Annotated in this window: 15 protein-coding genes and 1 tRNA gene; 4 read left to right on the top strand and 12 right to left on the bottom strand. The window is 71.1% G+C overall.

Annotated features, from left to right (window positions below):
• Positions 1–7: 7 nt before the first annotated feature.
• Positions 8–1231: a hypothetical protein gene (locus tag V2S05_RS01175; protein ID WP_413633440.1), complete on the bottom strand. Its 1224-nt coding sequence runs from the start codon at positions 1229–1231 to the stop codon at positions 8–10.
• A 117-nt stretch (positions 1232–1348) separates the two neighbouring features.
• Between V2S05_RS01175 and V2S05_RS01170 the strand changes: the two genes are divergently transcribed.
• Positions 1349–2368: a glycosyltransferase family 2 protein gene (locus V2S05_RS01170; protein ID WP_413635194.1), complete on the top strand. Its 1020-nt coding sequence runs from the start codon at positions 1349–1351 to the stop codon at positions 2366–2368.
• Positions 2369–2421: 53 nt separating this feature from the next.
• Here V2S05_RS01170 and V2S05_RS01165 read toward each other — a convergent pair whose 3' ends face one another.
• Genes V2S05_RS01165 through V2S05_RS01155 form a run of 3 tightly spaced genes read right to left on the bottom strand, consistent with a single transcriptional unit; the run spans position 2422 to position 6841 of the window.
• Positions 2422–3858 carry a CDP-glycerol glycerophosphotransferase family protein gene (locus V2S05_RS01165; protein ID WP_413633439.1) on the bottom strand — a complete coding sequence of 479 codons (1437 nt, stop codon included), beginning with the start codon at positions 3856–3858 and terminating at the stop codon, positions 2422–2424.
• Complete coding sequence (locus tag V2S05_RS01160; RefSeq protein ID WP_413633438.1) at positions 3855–5108, bottom strand: CDP-glycerol glycerophosphotransferase family protein; 1254 nt, start codon at positions 5106–5108, stop codon at positions 3855–3857. Before V2S05_RS01160 ends, V2S05_RS01165 begins: the two co-directional genes overlap by 4 nt.
• Before the next feature lie 53 nt (positions 5109–5161).
• Entirely contained in the window at positions 5162–6841 is a 1680-nt protein-coding gene (locus tag V2S05_RS01155; RefSeq protein WP_413633436.1) for a trypsin-like peptidase domain-containing protein, read from the bottom strand.
• Positions 6842–6938: 97 nt separating this feature from the next.
• Between V2S05_RS01155 and V2S05_RS01150 the strand changes: the two genes are divergently transcribed.
• The gene (locus V2S05_RS01150; protein WP_413633435.1) at positions 6939–8138 is read left to right on the top strand and encodes an aminotransferase class I/II-fold pyridoxal phosphate-dependent enzyme; all 1200 of its coding nucleotides are present in this window, start codon (positions 6939–6941) and stop codon (positions 8136–8138) included.
• A gap of 533 nt (positions 8139–8671) precedes the next feature.
• On the opposite strand, the gene V2S05_RS01145 is transcribed toward V2S05_RS01150, so the two are convergent.
• The 5 genes from V2S05_RS01145 to V2S05_RS01125 all read right to left on the bottom strand — a co-directional run bounded on the left by V2S05_RS01145 (position 8672) and on the right by V2S05_RS01125 (position 14426).
• Positions 8672–9475: a carbon-nitrogen hydrolase family protein gene (locus tag V2S05_RS01145; protein WP_413633434.1), complete on the bottom strand. Its 804-nt coding sequence runs from the start codon at positions 9473–9475 to the stop codon at positions 8672–8674.
• A 359-nt stretch (positions 9476–9834) separates the two neighbouring features.
• Positions 9835–9908: transfer RNA gene (locus V2S05_RS01140), tRNA-Met, on the bottom strand.
• 63 nt (positions 9909–9971) lie between these two features.
• The gene (locus tag V2S05_RS01135; RefSeq protein ID WP_413633432.1) at positions 9972–10175 is read right to left on the bottom strand and encodes a DUF1918 domain-containing protein; all 204 of its coding nucleotides are present in this window, start codon (positions 10173–10175) and stop codon (positions 9972–9974) included.
• Positions 10176–10300: 125 nt separating this feature from the next.
• Positions 10301–13216 carry a UPF0182 family protein gene (locus tag V2S05_RS01130; RefSeq protein WP_413633430.1) on the bottom strand — a complete coding sequence of 972 codons (2916 nt, stop codon included), beginning with the start codon at positions 13214–13216 and terminating at the stop codon, positions 10301–10303.
• Between the two features lie 118 nt (positions 13217–13334).
• On the bottom strand, positions 13335–14426 hold the full coding sequence (locus tag V2S05_RS01125) for a PDZ domain-containing protein (protein WP_413633429.1): 1092 nt from the start codon (positions 14424–14426) through the stop codon (positions 13335–13337).
• 118 nt (positions 14427–14544) lie between these two features.
• Between V2S05_RS01125 and V2S05_RS01120 the strand changes: the two genes are divergently transcribed.
• Complete coding sequence (locus V2S05_RS01120) at positions 14545–15960, top strand: zinc-dependent metalloprotease (RefSeq protein ID WP_271638091.1); 1416 nt, start codon at positions 14545–14547, stop codon at positions 15958–15960.
• Between the two features lie 850 nt (positions 15961–16810).
• Here the strand turns inward: V2S05_RS01120 and V2S05_RS01115 are convergent.
• Positions 16811–18535 (bottom strand): ATP-dependent helicase, encoded by a 1725-nt coding sequence (locus V2S05_RS01115; protein ID WP_413633427.1) that lies wholly within the window; start codon positions 18533–18535, stop codon positions 16811–16813.
• Positions 18532–19479 (bottom strand): NAD(+) diphosphatase, encoded by a 948-nt coding sequence (gene nudC, locus V2S05_RS01110; protein WP_413633426.1) that lies wholly within the window; start codon positions 19477–19479, stop codon positions 18532–18534. Before nudC ends, V2S05_RS01115 begins: the two co-directional genes overlap by 4 nt.
• 102 nt (positions 19480–19581) lie before the next feature.
• On the opposite strand from nudC, the gene V2S05_RS01105 reads away from it, so the two are divergent.
• The gene (locus V2S05_RS01105; protein ID WP_413633425.1) at positions 19582–20967 is read left to right on the top strand and encodes a hypothetical protein; all 1386 of its coding nucleotides are present in this window, start codon (positions 19582–19584) and stop codon (positions 20965–20967) included.
• On the opposite strand, the gene V2S05_RS01100 is transcribed toward V2S05_RS01105, so the two are convergent.
• Positions 20913–24389 carry a UvrD-helicase domain-containing protein gene (locus V2S05_RS01100; protein WP_413633424.1) on the bottom strand — a complete coding sequence of 1159 codons (3477 nt, stop codon included), beginning with the start codon at positions 24387–24389 and terminating at the stop codon, positions 20913–20915. The two genes, V2S05_RS01105 and V2S05_RS01100, sit on opposite strands and share 55 nt — an antisense overlap.
• Between the last annotated feature and the right edge of the window lies 1 nt (position 24390).

Raw genomic sequence — 24390 nt, 5'->3', positions numbered from 1 at the left:
ATCGCCCTCAGGCGTCGGGATGCCCGGCGGCGGCCTCCCAGAGCCGCTCGATCGCGGCCTCGAAGCGCGCGGTCGCCGCACCCGGCGAGGTGTCGCCGAAATAGCGCGTCGCCCACCGGCCCAGACGCTCGATGGCCGCCGAGTCCACGCGCACGCGATCGATCTCGGCCACCGCATCGCCGCGGGCGGCGGTGGCGGTGAGCCACTCGCAGGCCGAGAGATAGCCGCTCTCGTCGATCTCAGCCTCCTCGCTCGCCGGGCGGGTCACGAGCAGCGGACGCCCGGTGGCGAGCCGGTCGTAGACCATCGCCGAGACGTCGAGCACCGCGACGTCCGCCGCGGTCAGCTGCCAGCCGATGTCGGGACCGTCGTCGTGCACGTGGTGCGCGGCGGGATCGGCGGCGTTCGCCTCGGACAGCATCGCGATGATCCGCTCGTTCGCGGCGCGGTACTCGGCATCCATCACCCCGGTGCGCGGGTGAGGACGGTAGACGACCCGATGCCGCCCGGTGGCGAGCAGGGCGTCGACGAGCGCGACGCCGTGCGTGCGCACCGACCCGTACGCCATCGATGCTCGATCCCCCTCCCAGGTCGGCGCATAGAGCACGACCGTGCGCTCATCGGGCGTGAACGGCACGTCACCGGCGAAGTGATCGGCCTGCGGCCGGCCGATCATGCTCGTGCGCTCGTCGACGTCGTACTCCCACAGCGCATCGGCCAGCCGCTCGCGCGCCGCCTGCCCGGCGATGAAGGCGTGATCGTAGGCCTTGTACTGATTGCTGCTCATGTAGACCTTGTCGGACTCGCCGTGGTTGATGAACACGTGCATGCGCCGGCCGTACCGGAACATCTGGAAGTTGCGGGTGTTCTGATTCACGTACAGCACGATGCAGATGTCCTGCTCGGCGAGGAACGCCTCGAGCTCCGTGACCTCCGGCACGAACGCCACAGGCAGGGCGTCGTCGCGCAGCAGCGCCTGCGCCCCGCGCGGCGAGCGCGAGAGCACGACGACGGGGTGCCGGTCGGCGAGGCGCTGCAGCGGGCGGTACCACTGCCGGATCTGGTACATGTTCACCTCGGTGTCGGCGAAGTACACCGCGATGTGGAACCGCCCGGCGGGCAGGGCCGGCCTGACGGCGAGCATCTCCCGCACGCTGCGCCGCGCCTCCCTCAGCCGCATTGCGCGCCGCATCAGCCCTACGGCCTTCCTCGCGTCTCGCAGAACGTCCATCCCCGGACGGTATCGAGGCAACCTCCGAATCGCCCGTGCCGGCGGGCTGAGGGCGCATGACATGATCGACACGTGCAGGATGACGACAGCTCCACCTCCGCCGGCGTCTCGTTCGTGATGCCGGTTCTGAACGAGCGCGACTACCTCGAGCACGCCGTGCGCTCGGTGCTGGAGCAGGACATCGACGGCCCCGTCGAACTCGTGCTCGCGCTGGGTCCGTCCAGCGACGGCACCACCGAGCTGGCCGGACGCCTCGCGGCTGAGGACCCTCGCATCATCCTGGTCGACAACCCCGCCGCGCACATCCCAGTGGGACTGAACGCCGCGATCCGGGCCAGCCGGCACCCCACGATCATCCGCGTCGACGCGCACTCCGAGCTCTCCCCCGGGTACGCCCGCCGCGCGCTCGAGACGCTGCGGCGCACGGGAGCGGCGAACGTCGGCGGGATCATGCGCGCCGACGGCCGCACCCCGTTTCAGCGCGCCGTGGCGCGACTGTACAACTCGCCCGTGGGGCTCGGCGGCGGCGCCTACCACGGCAGCGAGCACGAGGGCGAAGCCGAGTCGGCGTATCTCGGCGTGATGCGCCGCGACGTCGTCGAGCAGGTGGGTCTGTTCGACGAGACCATCCGACGCGGCGAGGACTGGGAGCTGAATCTGCGAATCCGGCAGGCCGGTCACCTCGTGTGGTTCGACCCGGCGCTCTCGGTCACGTACTGGCCGCGCGAGAGCTGGTCGCGTCTGGCGCGGCAGTTCCGTGCCACGGGTGCGTGGCGGGGCGAGCTGGTGCGCCGGTTCGGCCGTCGCAACGGGCTGCGCTTCTTCGCGCCGCCCGCCCTGGTGGTGGTTACGGCGGTCGCTCCGCTGGTCGGCATCCTGCAGCTCGTCGGCGTGCTGCGCGGCATCGCCGCCCTGATCGCCTCGGTGATCTATCTGCCCCTCATCGCCTACGCTCTGCTGGTCATCGGAGTGGGCGTGGTGAGCCCGGGCCCGGTGCGGCAGCGTCTGTGGACGATGGCCGTGCTGCCGACCATGCACCTGTCATGGGGGCTCGGCTTCATCGGTGGCGCGCTGCGCGGTGCCGGCGACACGGTGGATGCGTCGCGACTCGGGTCGCGCAATACGCCGCTGCCCTGAGTCGTCGATGGGTCGGCCCTTCGACAGGCGCAGGAGCCCAGACAGGCTGGTGCTCAGGCGGTCAGCCATCCCTGATCGAGGATGCGCGAGACGACGCGATCCGCGGCCTGCCCGTCATCGCGCCGGTTGAACTGCGCGCGCCACGCGGCGTACCGCTCGCGGTAGGCCTCTGGCACCTCCGGCTCGTCGAGCGCTCGCACCAGTTCCTCCTGGCTGTGCACGAGCGGCCCCGGCGCGCGCTCGGCGAGGTCGAAGTAGAACCCGCGCAGCTCTCCGCGGTAGTGCTCGAGATCGGGCACGAGGAAGAACATGGGCCGTCCCGTGACGCTGAAGTCGAACATCACCGAGGAGTAGTCGGTGACGAGCACATCGGCGACGAGCAGCAGCCGAGCGGTCTCGGGGTACCCGGTTACGTCGATGACCCTGGCCCCGGCATGATCGCGCCCCGGCCGGATGGTGCGCGAGTGACCGCGCACCAGCACGACCGAGTCGGTCTGCTCGGCCAGCAGCTGCGGGTCGACGAAGTCGACCATCTCGGAGCGGTCGTCGCGCCAGGTGGGCGCGTAGAGGATGACCCGCTCGTCGGCGCGGATGCCCAGAGCCTCGCGGACGGGAGCCGGATCGCCGTTCACGAGCACGTCGTTGCGGGGGTAGCCCTCGACCCAGATCGGCTTGCCGAAGAACGCGTACGCCTTCTTCAGGATGCGGGCGGCGTACGGGTTCTGCGCGAGCAGCACATCCCACCGACGGGACTCCTTGAAGACCGCCGCCATCCGGCGCGGGTCGAATCCGGGCCGGTGCAGGGCGAGCCGCTTCAGCGGTGTGCCGTGCCAGGTCTGCAGCACGATCTGGCCGGGTTTGCGCACGAAGCGACGTCTGAGCCAGTCGTTGACGATGAGCATCCGCGATTCCGCACGTGCCCGCCACCAGTCCGGTCCGCCCTCGACGACCGGCACCGCGCCCTCTGGCACCTCCACCGACAGGTCGGTGACGCTCCAGTACCTGGTCACCGACGGGGCACGCTCGGCGAGCACGCGGTCGATCGCCCGCGGATTGCATCCGGCGGTCTGGCCGTAGAAGCTCTCGAAGAAGACCGCGTTCTCACCGGCGCCGATCTGCGAGGCGTATCGCTGCTCGAGCGTGCGCTGCCCCTCCGGCGTCTCGTAGATGGGCGCGATGGGCGGGGCGATGACGACATCCGCGCCGCGCGCCTCGATGCGCAGACCTGCCAGCAGCGTCGGCTCGATCTCGACGTCGCCGAGCTCGACGCCCTCCACCGTCAGCTCGTATGCGCCCGCGGGCAGCGGCAGCGCTGCTCCTCCCCAGCGCGAGGTCTGCAGCGGCAGCGTCGCCTTCCACGTCTTCCCGCCGCCGGTGAGGCGCGCGCTGACGCGGGCGCGCGGCCCGACGAGGGCGGCGGATGCCGGACGGGCGCCTGTGCCCGAGACGATCAGCGTCTGAGTCTGCTCATCGATGCGAGCCGTGGTCATCGTGCTCCCTTCGGCGCGGGGATGCCGCGCGCGCGGATGGCCTGGTACACGCGGCGGGCGTTCTGCCCGTCGCGATGCGCGTGCATGTGCGCGCTGAGTTCGGTTGAGCGCGCCGAGCGCTCGGCCCTGACCGCGTCGTCGGCGAGCACGGCGTCGAGCTGCTCGAGCGCTCCCGCCCAGTCGGTCGCGTGATCGTCACCCGCGACATCGGAATACGGTCCGTAGAAGCCGCGCTCGCGGGCGTACTGCTCGGCATCCGGTGCCAGGTACACGACCGGCATGGCCAGCAGGCCCACGTCGTACGCCATCGAGGAGTAATCGGTGATGAGCACGTCGACGCGGGGCAGCGCCGGGGTGACATCGGCGAGCAGGTCGGAGTTCAGCATCCGCACCCGGCCGCTCGACCACGGCGGCGCGTACGCGCCGGCGCCGAGCGGATGCGATCGGATGAACAGGATGGCGTCGTGCTTCTCGAGCAGCCGCACGATGTCGACCCACTGTGCGGCTGAGGGCACCGCCGGATCGGGGGCGCCGTCGCGCCAGGTGGGGGCGTACAGCAGCACCCGCTGAGAGGTGAGCACCGGGCCGGTGCGGGTGAGCAGCTGCGTCGCGGTCGCGCGGCGCTGCGCGGCGGAGCCCTGCGAGAGCACGTCGACGCGGGGCTCGCCCGTGATGACCACCCGGTCGTCGCCGAGACCGAAAGCCGACTCGAGCCGGCCGCGCGAGCGGTGCGAGGCGGCCGGCAGCACCTGGATGCGCTGGGCGGCGCCGCGGTACATGGCCGTCAGCAGCCGACGCAGCAGCCCGGCCCCTGGGATCCCCGCCGGCACCTCTGCGGTGATCGGCGAATCCAGTCCGATGCGCTTGAGCGGGATGCCGTGCCAGAGCTGCACGACGAACGCGTCACTGCTGCCGTATCTGTTCACATCCCCCAGCCCGTGCGTGACGACGAGCACACCCGCGCGGGTCGTCGCCCACCAGCCGCGGACGCTGTCGCGCGGGACGGTGCGGATGCCCAGGGCCCTGGCGTCGTCGGCATCCCGCGGCGAGCGCGCGAGCCACAGCACGCGATGTCCGGCGTCGGCCGCCACGCGGTACAGCGCGAGGGCGCCGTCGCCGACGCCGGCCCCGCAGCCGAAGACCCAGCGGTCGCCGCGCGGGATCAGCAGCGCCGCGATGCGTCCTGCGGCATACAGCGGCATCCGGAGCAGCTTCGCCGCGTTGCCGGAGCCGAATGAGAAGGACGCCACCTCGCGAGCCTATCGCGGGGTGGCGTCCTTCTCGGGGAGTCGGCCGGCAGGGCTCAGAGCTTGAGCTCTCCCAGCGTCACCTTCGCCTCGTAGGTCTTGCCGGAGCGGACGTAGCTCAGCGTGGCCTCGCTGCCGGCCGCCGCCGCGCGAACCTGCGCGGTGAGGTCGCTGGCGCCGGTGATCGGCACGCCGTTGAACTGGGTGACGATGTCTCCGGACTTCAGGCCCGCTTCGTCGGCCGCGCCGCCGGGGGTCGGTGTGTCGATCGCGGCGCCCGCGACCGACGCGCCCTTCACGCTCGACGCGTCGCGCACGGTGGCGCCGAGCAGGCCGTGGGTCGCAGCACCGTCGGCGATGATCTCGTCGGCGACGCGCTGGGCGATCTTCGACGGGATTGCGAAGCCGAGGCCGATCGACCCTGCCTCGCTCGACGACGAGCCGCCGGCGGTCGCGATCGCGACGTTGATGCCGATCAGGCTTCCCTTGCTGTCGACGAGTGCGCCACCGGAGTTTCCGGGGTTGATGGCCGCGTCGGTCTGGATGACGGCGATCGAGATCGACTGCTTCGCCTGCTGCTGGCCCATGCCGGGGATGTCGAACTGGAAAGGATTGCCGCTGCCGCCCTGGTCGCCTTCGCTGTCGGGCTGCGCCGAGCTGTCGGGAAGCGCAGACGAGGCGACCTCGATGCTGCGGTTCAGCGCGCTGACGATTCCCGTGGTGACGGAGTTCGACAGGCCGAGCGGTGCGCCCACCGCGACGGCGGTGTCGCCGACGTTGAGCTTGCTCGAATCGGCCATCTCGATCGGGGTGAGATCCTTCGCTCCCTCGAGCTTGATCACGGCGAGGTCGTACACCGGGTCGGTGCCCACGACGCTCGCCTGGAAGATCCGGCCGTCGGACGTGGTCACGCGGATGGCCGGGTCGGCGACGGCGCCGCCGAGGGTGACCACGTGCGTGTTGGTCAGGACGTGCCCCTCCTTGTCGAGGATGACACCGGAGCCGCTGCCCGACTCGCTCGAGCCCGCGACCTCGATGGTGACCACCGACGGCAGCACCTCGCTGGCGATGGCAGTGGTCTCGTTGACCGAGCCCGGGTTGTTGACCGTGACGCTCTGCGGACCGGTGGCCGACTGGGATGCCGGTCGGTCGAACACGGCCGTGCCGATGGCGCTGCCGCCGAATCCGGCCACACCGCCGACGAGCGCCGCGGCGAGGATGAGACCCGCGACCTTGACCGGTCCGCCGCTCCGCTTCTCGGTGCTGTTCGGGCCCTGCGCGGCGGTCCCGGCCTGCGGCGTCGATCCGGTCGGGGCGGCGACCAGCGTCGGGTCGAGGCTGAGGGTGGGCTGCTCGGACGAGGGCGATCCCGTCGGATGCTGCGGCTGGGGCATCCCGTGCTGGGGGGCGCCGTACGGCGCACCGAGGGGGTGGGCGCCGGGGTGGGCGCCGGGCTGAGCGCCGCCGGGCTGGGGGGCGCCGGGCTGGGGGGCGCCGGGCTGGGGGGCGCCGGGCTGGGGGGCGCCGGGCTGGGACTCGGCCGCGTGACCGAAGCTTCCGCCGGGCTGCGGCGGGGTGCCGTATGACGCGCCCGGCTGAGGTGCCGCGGGGGCCTGCCACCGCGCCTGGTCGGAGCCGAAGTGCGAGGGCGCGTGCTGCCCGGGCGCCGACGACGGCGGGGTCTGAGCCGAGGCCTCGGGGTTCGAGGGCTGGTCGGGGGTGCTGTTGTCGTTCATCTTCTGCTCCTTCTCAATGCCCTATCAGAGTGACAACCGAGTCTGTGCGTTTCGTATGCCGCCGATGACATTCGCCTATGGTCTTAGCCTGTTCTGCATGGATGTCATACCAGGAGCCTGGCGCCGTACCGCCGCAGGGGCGGGTCTGCTCTCCGCGGACGGCCGGGTCGCCCCCACCATCTTCGCCGAGATGTCGGCCGCCGCGGCGCGAACCAGGGCGGTGAATCTCGGGCAGGGCTTCCCGGACGAGGACGGTCCGGCCGCGGTGCTGGAGGCGGCGAGGGATGCCATCGCGCACGGCGCGAACCAGTATCCGCCCGGCCGGGGCATCCCCGATCTGCTCGCGGCGATCAGCGAGCACCAGCACCGCTTCTATGGACTCGAGGTCGATCCGGGCACGGAGATCCTGGTGACGGCGGGGGCGACTGAGGCGCTGACCGCCACCCTGCTCGCACTCATCGACGGCCCCGACGACGAGGTCGTCGTCTTCGAGCCGTACTACGACTCGTATGCCGCGGCCGTCGCGCTCGCGGGTGCCCGGCTGCGCACCGTGCCGCTGCGGCGACCCGACTTCCAGCCGGATCTCGACGAACTCGCCGCCGCGGTGAACGACCGCACCCGCGTGATCCTCGTCAACGACCCGCACAATCCCACAGGCGCCGTGTTCGCACCCGAGGTGCAGGCGGAGATCGTGCGGGTGGCCGCGCAGCACGACGCGGTGATCGTGACCGACGAGGTGTATGAGCACCTGTCCTTCCACGCGCCGCACGTGCCGATCGCCACGCTGCCCGGCGCCGCCGAGCGCACTCTCACTATCTCCTCGGCCGGGAAGACGTTCTCGACCACGGGGTGGAAGATCGGCTGGGTGCACGGACCGGCCGCCCTGATCACGGCGGTGCTGACCGTCAAGCAGTTCCTCACCTACGTGAACGGATCGGCCTTCCAGCCCGCGATCGCGGTCGGTCTGCGTCTGCCCGACTCCTACTTCGACGACGCCGCGGCCACCATGCTGCGCAAGCACGAGCTGCTCGGCGCCGCGCTGCGCACCGCGGGATTCGAGGTGTTCACCCCGCAGGGCGGATACTTCACCGTCGCGGACGCCACGGCGCTCGGCGGTGCCGACGCCGCAGCGTTCTGCCGCGCGCTGCCGGAGCGGGCGGGTGTCGCGGCGATCCCGATCAGCGCGTTCGTCACACCCGAGAACCAGGGGCGGTACGCCGGCCTGGTGCGCTTCGCCGCCTGCAAGCGCGTCGACGTGATCGAGGAGGCCGGCCGCCGCCTCTCCGGCCTGCGCTGACGCGCCCGGGGCACGGTGGTCGGCGGCGCGGGCACGTTGGCCGGGTGGTGGGCGCGGGCGTCGCGGGTGCGGCGGGGCGGCGGGGCGGCGGGGCGGGCACGGGGCGCAGCGCCGCCGGCACGCGGCACGGGACGGCGTAGGTTCGCGGCGTTCCGGGGACCGACACGTTCCGGGGGCCGACACGTTCCGGGGACAATACGTTCCGGGGGCCGACACGTTCCGGGGGCCGACACGTTCCGGGGACAATACGTTCCGGGGGCCGACACGTTCCGGGGGCGATACGTTCCGGGGGCCGACACGTTCCGAGGGCGATACGTTCCGGGGGCGATACGTTCCGGGGCGATACGCTCCGGGGGCCGACACGCCAGATGTCGGACGCTTCACGCGGATCGGTCCGACATCTGGAGTGTCGGCCCCCGATTCGTAACCGGTGGAGGTGTCGGCCCCCGATTCGTAACCGGCCGCGGAGCGGGCCGCGATTCGTAACCGGTTGCGGCGCAGGCCCCCGCGGGGGCCGCGACGGGCGAGGGGGCTCAGCGAGGTACGACGCGGTAGCGGCGCAGCCGCAGCGATGGGTTCGTCTCACGCGTGCGGGCGACCAGGTCGGGGTCGAGGGATGCCACGGCCACGCCCTCCCCCGCGCTGACGCCCGCGACGACCACGCCCTGCGGGTCGATGATCTGCGAGAAGCCGACGCCGACGGGGGCCGGATGGTCGGACGCGATCACATAGGTCGTGTTCTCGATGGCGCGCGCGGTGAGCAGCGTGTTCCAGTGGTGCTCCTTCAGGGGTCCGCGCACCCATTCCGCCGGGACGATCAGGGCGTCAGCCCCGGCGTCCACCAGCATTCTCGCCACCTCCGGGAAGCGCAGGTCGTAGCAGGTCATCAGCCCGAACCGCAGGCCGAGCGCGTCGAAGACCGCCGCCTCGCCGAGCGCGCCCGGCTCGATCCAGTCCGACTCCCGCTGGCCGAACGCGTCGTAGAGGTGCTGCTTGCGATAGATCGCCTGCACCCCGGCATCCGACACGGCGACGACGGTGTTGTGCACCCGCCCCCTCTCAGCGGTCTCGACCATCCCGGCGACGACGATGAGGCTGTGCTCGGCGGCCAGCGCGCGCAGCGCCGCGACGAACGCACCGTCGAGGCCCTCGGCGTTGCGTGCGAGGGCGCCGTCCATCTCCGGCGTGAAGTAGTTCGAGTACTCCGGAAGCACGACCACATCCGCACCACGCTCCGCGGCCGCGGCGACGAGCTCGCCGATCCGCTCCCGGTTGCGCTCGGATGCGGCATCCGGAGCGAACTGGCAGACGGCGACGAGAGGAGCGGCTGCGGTCATGCTGCCATCCTCTCTCACTTGCGCGGCGCGAGCACTCTGGCTTCGGGTGCGGTGCACGCCGTGCGGGCCCCGCGACGCTCGCGCGGGAACGCGCTAAGCTCGGCCTCGCGCGGCGCGTGTACGGCAGGAAGAGCAGGGCGACGGCGCCGACCGGGGCGAAGAGGTTCGGCACCGCCGCCGTGGCGATCCGGATGCCCAGCTGCGCACCCTCTATGTCGCTCCGGCGGACCCCGTCGTCCGCATGCTCATGGCGGGACTGAGACGCATGTCCCCGTCTTCGGCGGCTAGCCTGTCCGCCGCACGGGGACAAGGGCGCACATGCAGAAGGCCCGGTCCTTGCGGACCGGGCCTTCTTCTTGTTGCGGGGACAGGATTTGAACCTGCGACCTCCGGGTTATGAGCCCGGCGAGCTACCGAACTGCTCCACCCCGCGGCACGTCTTAAAGCCTAACACGGCTTCGGAGACAGGGCGAATCGGGCTCGGATGCCGGGAGTGTCACGGCGCGTCGGGCTCGGGGTGCGCGTGCTCGAGCTCGCAGTCGGGGCCGGGGAAGAGCAGTGATTCGCTGCCGTCGTCGAAACGCACCAGGTACGGCGGACCGCCGTCCTCTCCCCGTGTCTCGACCACCTCACCACGGCGTTCGGCACGGTCGACGTGTGCGCCGTGGATGACGATCCTCGAACCGGCTGCCGCTCGCATCGTGATCATCCTCCTCGAAGAGACCGATGCTCCCATTGTGCGCTCGCGTCTGTCGTCGCGCCAGAGGCGTGTGAACGCAGAAGGAGGGCACCCCGCAGGATGCCCTCCTTCTGATGACGCCGGTTCTAGCCGTTCGCGGCTTCCTCTTCAAGGGCGAGCAGCTTCTCGATGGCGGCCGTCAGCTTCTTGTCCTCGGCGGCGAACCGCTCGAGGTCACCCGACTTCAGCGCGGCCTCTCGAGCCGACAGCGCCGCACGCGCCTCTTCGAGCGCCGTCAGCGTCTCGCCGGCCGGAGGGGTGCTGCCCTGATCCGGCTCGGTCGGGGCATCCGGATCGGCCGGGGTGCCGGGGTCGGTCGGCTCCACGTCGTCGTCACCGCCCGCAGCTCCCGCGTCGCCGCCGAAGAGCACGTCGAGCGCCTCGGTGAGCGTGTCCTCGAACGCGACACGATCACCGAATGCAACCAGCACCTTGCGGAGGTTCGGCAGCTTGGTGCCCTCCGACGACTGCACGAACACCGGCTGCACGTACAGCAGGCCGCCGCCGACCGGCAGGGTCAGCAGGTTGCCGTACCTCACGTCGGACTTGCCGAGGGTCAGCACGTTCAGCTTGTTGGCGATCTCGGTGTCGGAGTCGAAGGTGTTCTGCACCTGTCCGGGGCCGGGAACCGTGGTGTTCGTATCGATCTCCAGCAGGCGCAGCTTGCCGTAGCCCTCCGACTTCTCGCCCTTCTTGCTGCCGGCGTCGGAATCCACGGCGAGGTAGCCCATCAGCACCTCGCGGCTCTCACCCTGCGCGGAGGCGGGGATGAAGGTCGAGAACATCGAGAAGCGCGGCTCGTCCTGACCCGGCATCTTCATCGACAGGTAGTACGGCGGCTGCAGACGGTCCTTGGCGCGCGGGTCGTCGGGCGTCTGCCAGCGGTTGTCCTCCTGGGCGAACGAGCGCGCGTCGTCGATGTGGTAGACGCCCAGCACGTCGCGCTGCACCTTGAACAGGTCGGTCGGGTAGCGCACGTGGCTCATCAGGTCGCCCGACATCTCGCTGATCGGCTCGACCGTCGTCGGGTAGACCTTCTGCCAGGCCTTGAGGATCGGGTCCTCGTCGTCCCACGCGTACAGCTTCACCGAGCCGTCGTACGCGTCGACCGTCGCCTTGACCGAGTTGCGGATGTAGTTGATGTTGTCGAACGAGACGACCGATGCCGGGGTGCGGGAATCGGCGATGGCGTCGCGCAGGCTCACCGTCTTCGAGTACGGGTAAGTGGCACTCGTGGTGAAGCCGTCGACGATCCAGACGATCCGACCGTCGACGACGCTCGGGTACGGGTCGTTGTCGAGGGTCAGATAGGGCGCGACCTTCTGCACGCGGGTCTTCGGGTCGCGGTCGTAGAGGATCTGCGACTCGGAGTTGACCAGGTTCGAGAAGAGGATCTGCTCGGACTGGAACTTCATCGCGTACAGCAGCTTGACGAAGGTGTTGCCGATGCGGGGACCGCCGTCGCCGTCGAACGTCGTCTTGGTGTCGCTCGCGCCGTCCTCACCGCGCGGGTAGTCGATCTCGACCGGGTCGGTGCCCTCCGGGGCGCCGACGATCGAGTACTCCGGCGACGACTCGCCGAAGTACACGCGGGGCTGGAACTTCTCGGTCTCGGTGAGGAAGCCCGAGGTGGGGATGCCCTGCTCGAGGAACACCGGCTCGCCGTCGCTCGTGCGCTGGTTTCCGGCGAGCGCGACGAGACCGTAGCCGTGGGTGTACACCGCGGCGCGGTTGTTCCAGCTGTCGCCGCCGCCGAGCTTGGTCAGGTCGAGGTCGCGCACCGAGACGACGGTGTCCTGCGACTTGCCGTCGATCTCGTAGCGGTCGACGTCGAGCTCGGGAGCGAACTGGTAGTACGAGCGGTACTGCTGCAGCTGGCGCACGGTCGGGCTGATGATCGCGGGATCCATGATTCGCACGGATGCCGTGGTCTCGGCGTCTTCACGCAGCTGTCCGGGCTCGGTGTCGGTCGCCGCGGCGAACGGGGTGACCTCCATGTCGGCGACACCGTACGCCTCCTTCGTGCTCTCGATGCTGCGGTCGTAGAACTCCGCCTGATAGGCGTTCTCGTTCGGCTTCACCTGGAAGGTGGTCACGACCCACGGGTAGCCGATGCCCACGACGAGCGACGCGACGACGAACAGCGCCGTGGCCGCCAGCGGGAAGCGCCACCGGCCGATCACGGCGGTCACGAGGAAGAGCACGGCGACGACCGCGGCGATGATCGACAGGATAGCGAGCCCGGGGATGGTCGCGTTGGCGCCCGTGTAGGCGGCACCGGTGATGCGGCCCTCGGGCTGCACGAGGGTGAGGTAGCGGTCGAGCCACAGGCTCACGGCCTGGACTGCGAGGTAGAGACCCGCGAGCACCGCGAGCTGGATGCGCGCCGGCTTCGAGATGCGCAGCTCGCGCTGGCCGATGCGCACCGAGCCGTACAGGTACGACACGAGAGCGGTGATCACGAGGCAGAGCAGCAGCACGGCCGACGCGAACGCGAGCAGTGCAGAGTAGAACGGCATCGCGAAGAGGTAGAAGCCGGTGTCGACGCCGAACTGCGGGTCGAGGGTGTCGGTGGTCACGCCGTTCGCCCAGAGCCACACGGTCTTCCAGTTGCCCGCGGCCGCGAAGCCGGCGAACACGCCGAAGAACACGGGCATCCCCCACATGGCGAGGCGGCGGAGCGGCTCGATGACCTCCTGGTAGCGGTCGAGCTGCGAGCTCAGCCGCACGTAGACCGGACGCAGCCGGTAGGCCAGCTGGATGCACAGGAAGATCGGCAGCGCCATGCCGAGGAAGCCCACCACGAACATGGTCGCGGTGGCGATCCACTGCGTGGTCAGCACGGAGGCGAAGTCGAGCTGGTCGAACCAGAGGAATTCGGTGTAGAGCGAGGAGAACACGAAGAACGCCGCGATGATGGCAGCGATGATCGCCACCGAGATCGCGAGTATCCGTCGTGATGTGCTGGGCGTGGCCGGCTGCGGCGCTGAGGTCGAGGTCACCGTTCCATCCTAGGCAGGCCACCTATGACGCGGCCCCGGATCGGCGTCCTTCGACGAGCTCAGGAACCCATCCGCGGGGCTCAGGAATCCATCCGCGGCCCGGGAACGGGTCCGCGGCTCAGCGCTTCGCGGTGCAGACGGGAAGCGCCGATGCGTCGCCGCCCTCGGCGACGACCTCGAGAATCTCGAGCGATTCCTGCAGCGTGCCCGTGCGGAACACCTTCAGCCCGTCGGGCACGTGGCCCACGACCTCGTCGCAGTTGCCCTCCGGTGCGAGGAAGACGGTCGCGCCCGCGTCGCGCGCGCCGTACAGCTTCTGCCGGATGCCCCCGATCGGCCCCACGGTGCCCGCAGCGTCGATTGTGCCCGTGCCGGCCACATCCTCGCCGCCGTTGAGCTCGCCAGGTGTGAGCGTGTCGATGATGCCGAGCGCGAACATCATCCCGGCGCTCGGGCCGCCGACGTTGTCGAGCTGCAGCCGCACGTCGATCGGGAAGTCGTAGTCGGTGGTGAGGGCGATGCCGATCAGCCACACCTCGTCGCCTGCGGCGTCGGTGGACTTCTCGGGCGTCACCGAGACGGTCTTCTCCTGCCCGGCTCGCTCGATCGTGAGCGTCACCTCGGCCCCGTCGGCCTGCTGGATGGCATCGCGCAGCGCGGTCGCCGAGTCGATCGCCTCGCCGTCGATGGCGAGGACCAGGTCGTCGGCGCGCAGCTCGCCGCCGGCGGGGCTGTCGGCCACCGTCTCGACCACCCGCACGGTCGCGCCGACGTCGTAGCCGAGCTCGGTGAGCGCCGCCGCGGTGGCCTCGTGCTGCGAGTCGACCATCAGAGCGGCATTGCGCTCATCGCGCTCGTCGGAGCTCACACCCTGCGGGAAGACCGTGTCGATCGGCACGACCGCACGCGTCGGATCGGTCCACGCCACGGCCAGTTCGAACCAGGTGGGGGTGCGCTCGCGGTTGCCGATGACCTGCACGGTCGTCAGATCGAGCGTGCCGCCGGTCGGATACGTCTCGGCGCCCTCGATCTCGATCAGCGGCACCTTTACGCCGTCGGCGCTGCGGGCGGTGCCGAGGGTGTCGTACACCGGCCCCGGGCGCTGGATGACGTACGGCGTCGGCACGAAGGTCAGCGCGACCAGCGCGACCAGCGCGACGCTGAGCGCCACGATGCCGGTGACCGTGCCATTGCTGCGGCGTGATGACACGGAACCTCCGGGGCGTTCGCGAGCGGCGTACAGGGATCCGCGCGCATCGGGGGCGAGCACAGGATCGTGTGACTAGCGTAGAGCGCACACGCTACGGGCATGCTGAGAGGGCAATCGCATGGCAGATGACGATCGGGATCCGTCCGACTTCGAGGAGATGCTCCGGCGCATGATGTCGGGTGGGCAGATCGACCCGGAGGCGCTGCGCGACGCCCTGTCGGGAATGGGCGGGATGTCGATGGACCCGGCGCAGATGTCGGGGCTCATGGCGCAGCTGCAGGGCATGTTCGGCGGCGATCCGTGGCAGAGCGCGAAGCAGCGCGCGCTGCACATCGCCAATCGCGACGGTCTGGGCATCGCCGACGGCTCCCGCGCATCGCTCGCGGATGCCTTCGCTCTGGCGAACCTCTGGCTCGGTGAGGCGACCACGATCTCGGAGCTCGCCGCGCCGCCCCAGGCGATGACGCGCGGCGAATGGGTCGAGAAGACCCTGCCGGTCTGGAAGGAGATCGCCGACCCGGTATCTACGTCGATCGCGGATGCCCTGACCGGCGCGCTCGAGACGCAGGTGCCGCCCGAGATGCAGAGCATGGTGCAGGGTGCGGGCCAGCTGATGCGGGGCCTCGGTGGCTCGCTCTTCGCCGCGCAGTTCGGTCAGGTGCTCGGCCGGCTCTCGCTCGAGGTGGTCTCGGGCGGTGACGTCGGCATTCCCGTGCTCCCGCCGGGCACCGCCGCAGTGATCCCGCAGAACATCGCCGACTTCGGTGAGGGACTCGAGATCCCCGAAGACCAGATCGCGCTGTACCTCGCCGTGCGCGAACTCGCGTACGCCCGGCTGTACCGGCACGCGAAGTGGCTGCACCTGCACGTGCTCTCGCAGATCACCGACTTCGCACGCGGGGTGACGGTCGACGTCGAGGTGCTCGACGACCTGGCGTCCCGCCTCGATCCCACCAACCCGGAAGAGCTGCGCGCGGCGATCGAGGGCGGCGCCCTGCTGCCGGCGCAGACCGACGCGCAGCGCGAGGCACTGTCGCGCCTTGAGAACCTGATCGCCACGATCGACGGATGGGTGGACGTGGTCACCGAGGAGGCGACCTCGCGTCTGCCCGACGGTGCACGCCTGGCGGAGGCCGCCCGCCGCCGTCGCGCGGTCGGCGGGCCGGCCGAAGACGCCCTGGGTGCGCTCGTCGGACTCAAGCTCCGGCCCCGGCGCCTGCGCGAGGCATCGGCGATGTGGCGCGCGGTGACGGATGCCGTCGGCGTCGCCGCGCGGGATGCGCTCTGGGACTACCCCGACATCATGCCGCTCGCCTCGGACATCGACGACCCCTCGGCGCTTATCGCACGCCTCGAGGCTCTGCAGCGCGGCGAGACGCCCGTGGCGGACGAGCTCGACGAGGCGCTCGCACGCCTGCTCGACGGAGAGGAGTTCGGGAAGGACACCCCCGAGGGCGACGCCCCCAACAGCACCTCCCCTGACGACGCCGTGGACGATGAGCCAGACCGCCCCGAAGGAGACCGTCCCGTCTGACGCCGTCGCTGTCCGCCATCTCCGTCCGGCGGCGCGCCGGTCGGCAGTTGCGGGAACTGATCCTGCACATCGCGGTGAAAGGACGATCAGTCCACAGATGGCCGTTCTCCGCCCCGCGGGCGGGGCGCGGCGGGACACAATCGGGTCATGAGCCCGATGACGCCCACGACACTGACCCGTCTGGACCCGCGTTATCCGCTGCTCTGGCGCGATGCCGACACCGTGCAGTTCGGGCTCGAGAACGTCGTGCGCCTCGAGGTCTCGGGCGCCTGGGTCGAGCCGCTGCTGAACCGGCTGCGCGCGGGCATCCGGCTCAGCTCGTTCGACGTCGTCGCGCACGGCGTCGGCGCGCCGCGCGGTGAGGCGAGGCGGATGCTGACGATCCTGCGTCCGCTGCTCGTCGAGGATGCGCTGCCGGCGCCGCCGTTCTGGACCGATGCCGTCAACGTCGCAGACGGCCGGGGACAGGAACGGCTGCGACAGTCGCTGGTCGACGAGGGTCTCGACGAAGCCGATCCGCGCTCACCCGGTGCGGTGGCGGTGGTGATGGTCGGCGGGGCCGCGGCCGCATTGCAGCTCGCCCGCTTCCTGCGCGATGATCTGCCGCATCTGCCCATCGGGTTCGAGCAGGACGCCGCGGTCGTGGGCCCACTTGTCGTTCCAGGGCGCACGCCCTGCCTGTCGTGTCGCGATGCGCACGAGCGCGACCGCGACCCCGCCTGGCCGCGCCTGCATGCCCAGCTCGTCGGCACCACCACTCAGGTGACCTCGGCGCGCATCGCGCACGCCGCATCGCTGGTGGCCCGCATCCTCCGTACTCCCACACCTTCGGCGGGGCTGATGGTGCGGGTCAGCCCTGACGGACGGCACGCCTGGAGGTCGGTGCGACATCACGCAGAATGCCCGTGCCTCGAGCTGTCGTTCCGATCTCCGCCAGGAAGCGCGACGGAGACCGCTCCCCTCGTCCCGCTGACCGCGCCCACGACACCGCCAGCGTTCGCGCGGCCCGCGTGATGCCGACGTAGGCGAGACGTCGCTCTTCGTCGATGTTCTCGAACGTCGTCGCGTACGAGATCGGCAGCGAGCCCTCGGCCCACCCGGCCAGCAGCACGTGCGGCCATTCGAGGCCCTTCGCCGCGTGCAGCGTCGAGAGGGTGACGGTCTGCAGCGTCGGCTCGTGCTGATCCTTCGCGCGCGCCATCAGCTCGTCGGCGAAGACGCGCAGCGTCGTGCCGGGCGGCGCCTCCTCTGCCAGCCGCAGGATCGCCCGGCGCGCCTCCCACCCGTCCCGCTGCGCACCGCCGGCCTGCGGCGGCTCGTCGGTGAGGCCGAGCCCGCGCAGCACGTCGCGCACGGTCGGCAGGAATCCCGCATCGGTCGGCGCCACCGCGGCGCCGCGCAGTGCGAGCACCGCCTGCCGGACCTCGGGCATGTCGAAGAAACGCGTGCCGCCGAGAACGCTCGTCGCGACACCTCGCGCGGCGAGCGCCTGCTGCAGCACGGCCGACTGCGCGTGCGCGCGATAGAGCACGGCGATGTCGGAGGGTGCCGCACCCCCGGCGATGCGCCTCACGATGCTGTCGGCGATGCCCGCAGCCTCGTCGGTCTCGCTGTCGTACGCGGTGACGGTCGGCTGCTCGTCGTCGCCGGCCGGCGCACCGGCGGGCGTCAGGGCCAGCGCCCCTGGCCGCCCCTTCATCAGCGCATTCGCGGCGGTGAGGATCGGCTCACGGGAGCGATAGTTCGTCTCGAGCCGCACGACCGTGGCATCGCCGAACCGGCGCTCGAACTCGAGCAGGTAGCGCTGCTGCGCCCCGGCGAAGGAGTAGATGGTCTGGCTGGCGTCGCCCACGACGCAGATGTCGCGTCGATCGCCGAGCCACAGCTCGAGCAGGCGGTTCTGCAGAGGCGATACGTCCTGGAACTCGTCGACGGTGAAGTGCCGGTACTGCTCGTGCACGGCCGCCGCGACGCGGGGCTCGGCTTCGAGCATCCCGGCACAGGCCAGCAGCACGTCCTCGAAGTCGAGCTGGCGTCGTTCGTCTTTGAGCGCCTCGTAGGCGGTCTGCAGCTCGATGAGCTGCTCGTGGCGGATGCCGCTGATCGGCCGCTGCAGCTCGGCGTACTGCTCGATCGACAGCATCGAGACCTTCCGCCACTCGATCTCGGCTGCGATGTCGCGCAGAGTCGCCGTGCTGGGACGCAGACGCATCGCGTCGGCGGCCTGCCCCAGCATCCTGACTTTGTTGTCGATGAGCGACGGAGCGGAGTCGCCCGCGACCGTCGGCCAGAAGAAGTTCAGCTGCTTGAGCGCCGCGGCGTGGAAGGTGCGCGCGGCGACCCCGCCGACGCCGAGTGCGCGCAGGCGCCCGCGCAGCTCTCCCGCGGCCTTCGCGGTGAAGGTGACGGCCATCACGCGCTGCGGCGAGTAGGCGCCGGTGTCGACGCCGTGCGCGATGCGGTGCGTGATGACCCGCGTCTTGCCCGTGCCGGCTCCCGCGAGCACGGCCACGGGTCCGCGCAGCACCGAGGCGGCCTCCCGCTGGCGCTCGTCGAGTGCGTCCAGTGCGCTCACTTCGCCACGTCGTCTCGGTGCGCTCGCTCAGCGCACCGCTCGCTGCGCTCGCTCAGCGCACCGCGCTTCTCGCCAGCCCGGTACCAGTCCTCGATGAGTTTGCGCGCGATCGACGATCGGCTCGGCAGGCCGACGGGCCCTTCGCCGTCGAGCGAGCTCCCGATCTCGGCACGCGTCAGCCAGCGCACGTCGATGATCTCCTCACCGTCGGCCCTCACGTTCTCATCGGCGGCGACGGCGCGGAATCCGACCATCAGCGAGCGCGGGTACGGCCAGGGCTGCGACGAGATGTAGCGCAGCTCGCGCAGACGAACCCCGGCTTCCTCCGCGAGCTCGCGGTGCACGGTCGTCTCCATCGACTCCCCCGCCTCCACGAATCCGGCGAAGCACGAGTACATCGTGCCGCGCCACGCGGCGTTGGCACCCAGCAGCAGCCGCTCACCGTCGGCGCTCTCGACCGCCACGATCACGGCGGGGTCGGTGCGCGGGAAGTGCTGTGCGTCGCATCCGGGGCAGTGCCGCGACCATCCGGCGCTGCGGAGTTCGAGCTCGGTTCCGCAGCGGCTGCAGTGACGCACGTCGACCAGCCACGCGGCGACCGCGACGGCGGTCACGAAGATCTCCGCTTCGAACGGATCGAGCAGACCGCCGACCTCGCGCAGCCCCAGCCACGTCTCCTCGGGTGCCGCATCGATGCTCTCGGTCTGCGGCGGGACGGATGCCAGGAGCAGGGGCGCGCCATCGGCATCCCGTCCCAGCAGAGCCCAATCGGCCTCGCCGACCTGACCCGCGTCGACGCGCACGACGGCCCGGTCCGCGACGCGCAGACGACGGTCGCGCACGACGACCACCCTGGTTCCCTCCACGGCGCGCAGCCGCTCGATCACGCCGGGTTCAGCGCGCAGATCAGCCGCCCTGTCGAGGATGTCGGACCTGGTGCTCATGAGTCCTCCTGCTCTCGTGCGGCCCTCCCGGAAGCGATGTTTGCCGCGGCACTCGCGTGGCGTGGACGCCAACTGCGCGGGGGCAGACCTACGCTGGGGAGCATGGCACGCTCTCCTTTCACTCTAGTGGCGGCGGTCACGGCCGCTGTGCCCGGGGCGGAGGTCACCGGCGCTCGCGCTCTGACCGCGGACGGCGACGGGAGGTTCGACTCGGCCATCGCCACGCTCGCCGACGGCAGCGAACTCGTCATCCGGGTCGCCGCCGATGACGCGGCCGCCGTCGAGCTGGCGGAGGAGGCGCTCGCGCTGCGCGCGCTGACGGCCGGAGCCAGGGAGATCCTGCCCTTCCGCGTGCCCACCGCGCTGGGAGAGACGCGGGTCGGCGAGGCGCGCGCGCTCGTCACCGATCTCATGCCCGGCTTCCAGGTCGAGGCCGCGCACCTTCCCGCCGGGCGGGGCGCGGCCGTGTCGGTCGGACAGGCGATCGCCGCGGTGCACGCCCTGCCGCCGTCGGTCGTACGTGCCGCCGGGCTGAGTGTGCGTGACGCAGCCGCCGTGCGCGCCGAGACCGAGCAGTTGGTCGACCGCGCGTCGGCGACCGGACGGGTGCCGGCACGTCTCAGCGCACGATGGCGAGGGGCTGTCGCCGACGACGCCCTGTGGCGCTTCGAGAGCGCCGTGACGCTGGGCGGCATCCAGGCCCTCTCGTTCCTGTTCGAGGACGACCCCCATGACGGTCCGCAGGTGGTGGCGGTGCTCGGCTGGCGCGGGCTCGCCGTCGGCGACCCCGCAGAGGATCTGGGATGGCTCTCCGGTGCTCCTGATGCTGCGGCCGATGTCCTCGCCGCCTACACGGCTGCGTCGCAGCGCGCGGCCGATGACGCGCTGCAGGCGCGCGCCCGCCTGCACGCCGAGCTCGAGTTCGCGCGCTGGCTGGTGCACGGCGACGAGCTGCGCCGGCCCGACATCGTCGATGACGCCGCCGCCCTGCTGGACTCGCTCAGCTCGGGTCTGCGCGCCGACGACCTGCGCGCGGCCGCGACGTACACCGGCGGTGTGGATTCGGCTCTCGACGTGCTCGACCGCGTGCCCGCCACCGCCTCGAGCGACATCGACACCTCGATGCAGACCGACGCCTACCGCCCCGAAGACCTCTGGCACGACGCCGAGGCGGACGAGTCGGGCGACGACCGCGAGCACGCGGACCCGAATACCGCCACCGGATCACTCCGCGCGGACGGCCACGAGCACACAGAGTCACCGACCGCTTCGGGTCATGCATCGTGGGACGAGCCCACGCAGGATCTCACGGACGTCGCCGGCGTGCGCGGGTCGACCCGCGACGGGCACGACGGCACCTCGGCACGGGACGCCGAAGGCGCTGCCAGCACCGATCATCAGCTGGCATCCGCCGAGACGGACTCGGACGAGGCTCAGCGGGCCGCCCGCGCGGCGCTCCAGCGCTGGACCAGGTCCGACTCGGAATAGATCCGGTCGTCGCGGATGACCAGGTCGTCGGCGACGTAGAACAGCGCCACGTCGATCTCCTCCAGCGGCACGCCGAACCGCCGGTGGTACGCGAGCCGGTACAGCGCCAGCTGCAGCATCCGCTCCTCGCGCTCGGCGGCCGTGCGCGGTGCGCGGCCGGTCTTCCAGTCGACGATCTCGATGCGTCCGCCGCGGTCCTCACGGCGGTAGACGGCGTCGAGCTTGCAGATCACGATGTGTCCGCCGCCGTCTGCCGAGTCCTGGGCTCCGCTGAACGCGAAGTCGATCTCGATCTCCACTGCGATCGGCTGCAGCGGAGCCCATTCGCTGCGCTCGAACACCGCCCGCAGCTCGTCGAGGGCGCGCTCGTCGTCACTGCCGACGTGAGTCGCAGTCGCCGCGTCGGCGCCCTCGTCGTCGAGCTCCCAGAGCGCGCTCTCGACGGTGGAGCTCGCGCCCACGAGACCCGAGCGATGCTCGACCCACGCGTGGAACAGCGTGCCGATGCGGGTCTGCGTGTAGGGCCGCTCGGGCATCGGACGTCCGAGGTCGCGCAGCGTGCCGCGGTAGTCGGTGACCCAGTCTTTGAACCGCGACGCGGGAACGCGCGTCGGCACCTCGGCCGCGGCGCCCTGCTGCCGCTCGGCCCGCTCGGCGAGCAGCCGTCTGAGCTGTTCGGTGGGCTCCGGTCGCTCTGCACGGGCAAGGGCTGCGCGCGCCTCCTGCTCGGCGGCGGCGACCCGCGGCCGGCGATCGCCCAGCGGGTCCATCGGCCACGAGCGCGTCATCCCGGGACCGTCGTACGGGTTGTCGTCGGGGTCGACGCCCTCGATCGGGTCGAGACCGAGCACGTCGAGCGCGTCGAGCAGATAGGGGCTGGCCTGGCGCGGCTTCACCTGACCGGCCCAGTGCGCCCCGGAGAGCAGCAGATCGCTGCGCGCGCGGGTGAACGCCACGTAGGCGAGTCTGCGCTCCTCCTGCTGCTGGTAGTCGCGGTACTCGTTCTTGAACCGACGCAGCGCGCCGCCGTTCGGGTACGCTCTCGTCACGCCTGCAGCGAGCGCGTCCAGGGCGGCCTTGTGCCGCTTCGCGGGCACGTCGCCCGCGGCATCCATCTCCGCCTGCGGATCCCAGCGGAACACGGGCAGCGCGTCGCGGTCGCCGCGCAGCGCGAACGGCACCACCCCGAATCCGAACCACCCGGCCGTGTCCTGCGGACGCCCGGGCAGCTCTCCGTCGACGAGCCGGACGACGGCCACAGCGTCCCACTCGAGCCCCTTGGACCCGTGGATCGTCAGCAGCTGCACCACGCCGGGCTCGGGAGGTTCGGGCCGCGGCATGAGCTCATCGGTGCTCTCGGCCTTATCGAGCCACGCGAGCAGACTTCCGATCGTTCCGCGGTCGTCGGCGCTGAGGAACGCGCGCACCTCGTCGGCGAAGGCGCGTAGCTGGGTCGCGGCGACCCGCGCGGGTCCGCGCGATTCGTTCGCCGCGAGCTCGATGTCGAGTCGCAGTTCGAGCTCGATCAGGCGGATCAGCTCGGGAATGGGCAGGCCGGCCGAGCGCCTGAGCCGTTCGAGGATCTCCCCCGCCGACCGCATCCGTCGACGGCCCTCCGGACTGATCGCCGCGATCAGACGGTAGTCGTCGGGAGCGGCGCGCAGGAAGTCGACGGCGTCGACGATCGACACGGCCTCGTCGGCGCCGCGCGATGCGCGCAGCCGCTGCTGCACCTCGTCGGGGAGGGGCGAGAGATCGGCGTCGCGCCCGGCGAGCGCGGTCGCCAGGTCGTAGAGCGCCGCCATGTCGGCGACGCCGATCGCGAAGCGAGGCCCGACGAGCAGACGGATGAGAGCGGAACCCGCCGTCGGGTCGTGGATCACCCGCAGCATCGAGACGACGTCGACCACCTCCGGCGTCGACAGCAGCCCGCCGAGCCCGAGGATGCGGTGCGGGACGCCCTGGCGCGCCAGCGCGCCGGCGAAGGTCTGCATGTGTCGTTTCGACCGGAACAGGATCGCACCGGTGTGCGCGCGATCCGGATCCGACTGCTCATGCTCGCGACGCCGCGATGCGAACCACTCGGCGACCTGTTCGGCCTCATCGTCGACGGTGTGCGGGAAGAGCACTTCGACACGGCCCCGTCCTGCGCCCGGGCGCGGTTCGAGAGCCGGAACGTCGAGCCCCGCGCGTGCGAGGGGCTCGAGCACGCGGTTGGCGACATCGAGGATGCGCGTGTCGTTGCGCCAGCTGGTCATCAGGCTGTACGTCGTCGCTGCCTGGTCGTGGGCGAACGCGCGGCTGAAGGCATAGAGGTTGTCGGCGCTCGCACCACGCCAGCCGTAGATCGACTGGTGCGGGTCTCCGACCGCCATCACCGCGCTGTCGCGGAACAGCGCGGCGAGGAACCGGGTCTGGATGACAGAGGTGTCCTGATACTCGTCGAGCAGCACCACCCGATGCTGCTCGCGCAGGTCGGCGCGCACGTCGGGCGCGCTCTCGATGATGTCGAAGGCGCCGCCGACCTGGTCGGCGAAGTCGAGCACGCCGCGGCGCTGCTTCTCGGCCATGTAGTCGCGCACGAGGCGGGCGAGCACGGGAATGCTGCGCAGGTTCAGCGCCGCGGTGTCGACGTCGCGATTCGTGCGGTACGGCTCGAACGCCGCCGCCTGCTCGGCCGCGATGCGCTCGACCGCATCGAGGTCGGCTCGGTGATCGAGCACTTCGGCGGCGAGCCTCTGCACCGCGTCGATGACTCCGCCGAGCGACCGGTCGATCTCCTCGAGATCGGGGATGTCGGCACGCAGCACGACGGCACGGGCGATGAGCCAGGAAGCCGACTGGCTGAGCATGGCCGCCTCCGGATCGCGTCCGATGCGCGCGGCGTGCTCGCGCACGATGCCGTCGGCGAATGCGTTGTAGGTCGACACTCGGGGGCGGATGAGGAGATCCTCCGCCGCGCGCGGCGTTCGGGGGTCCCACCCCGTGCCGTAGTGCTCGGCGAGCTCGTCGAGCACCTGCACGCGCACCGCGTCGCGCTGCACGCCGGCGACGGCGGCGTGCACGCGCCGCAGCGCGTCGTCGGCGACGATCTCGGCGAGGTGCGGCAGAAGCCCGCGTCGGGCGAAGTGGTCGATCATCTCGAGCCGCCGGCCGATGCGCTCGGCCAGTTCCCCCGCCGCCTTGCGCGTGAAGGTCAGACCGAGCACCTCGTCGGGGCGCACTCTGCCGTTCGCGACGAGCCAGACCACGCGCCCGGACATCGTCTCGGTCTTGCCGCTGCCCGCCCCCGCGACGACGAGCGCGGGGGTCGGCGGCGCTTCGATCACGCGCTGCTGAGCCTCGGTGGGCACGGGAAGGCCGAGCGCGAGGGCGATGGTCTCGGCAGAGATCGTGGCCGTGCCGGCGAGGGTGCCGCTCATG

This window comes from Microbacterium sp. OR16 (genome assembly GCF_047306725.1).
Taxonomy (GTDB): domain Bacteria; phylum Actinomycetota; class Actinomycetes; order Actinomycetales; family Microbacteriaceae; genus Microbacterium.
The sequence above is the reverse complement of the archived record's forward strand: the minus strand, read 5'-3'. Positions and strand labels throughout refer to the sequence as shown.

Bases quoted from the DNA above. Each gene is read 5' to 3' on its own strand.
- V2S05_RS01175 (WP_413633440.1), bottom strand. From the start codon at position 1,231: ATGGACGTTCTGCGAGACGCGAGGAAGGCCGTAGGGCTGATGCGGCGC.
- V2S05_RS01170 (WP_413635194.1), top strand. From the start codon at position 1,349: ATGCCGGTTCTGAACGAGCGCGACTACCTCGAGCACGCCGTGCGCTCG.
- V2S05_RS01165 (WP_413633439.1), bottom strand. From the start codon at position 3,858: ATGACCACGGCTCGCATCGATGAGCAGACTCAGACGCTGATCGTCTCG.
- V2S05_RS01155 (WP_413633436.1), bottom strand. From the start codon at position 6,841: ATGAACGACAACAGCACCCCCGACCAGCCCTCGAACCCCGAGGCCTCG.
- V2S05_RS01150 (WP_413633435.1), top strand. From the start codon at position 6,939: ATGGATGTCATACCAGGAGCCTGGCGCCGTACCGCCGCAGGGGCGGGT.
- V2S05_RS01145 (WP_413633434.1), bottom strand. From the start codon at position 9,475: ATGACCGCAGCCGCTCCTCTCGTCGCCGTCTGCCAGTTCGCTCCGGAT.
- V2S05_RS01135 (WP_413633432.1), bottom strand. From the start codon at position 10,175: ATGCGAGCGGCAGCCGGTTCGAGGATCGTCATCCACGGCGCACACGTC.
- V2S05_RS01120 (WP_271638091.1), top strand. From the start codon at position 14,545: ATGGCAGATGACGATCGGGATCCGTCCGACTTCGAGGAGATGCTCCGG.
- nudC (WP_413633426.1), bottom strand. From the start codon at position 19,479: ATGAGCACCAGGTCCGACATCCTCGACAGGGCGGCTGATCTGCGCGCT.
- V2S05_RS01105 (WP_413633425.1), top strand. From the start codon at position 19,582: ATGGCACGCTCTCCTTTCACTCTAGTGGCGGCGGTCACGGCCGCTGTG.
- V2S05_RS01100 (WP_413633424.1), bottom strand. From the start codon at position 24,389: ATGAGCGGCACCCTCGCCGGCACGGCCACGATCTCTGCCGAGACCATC.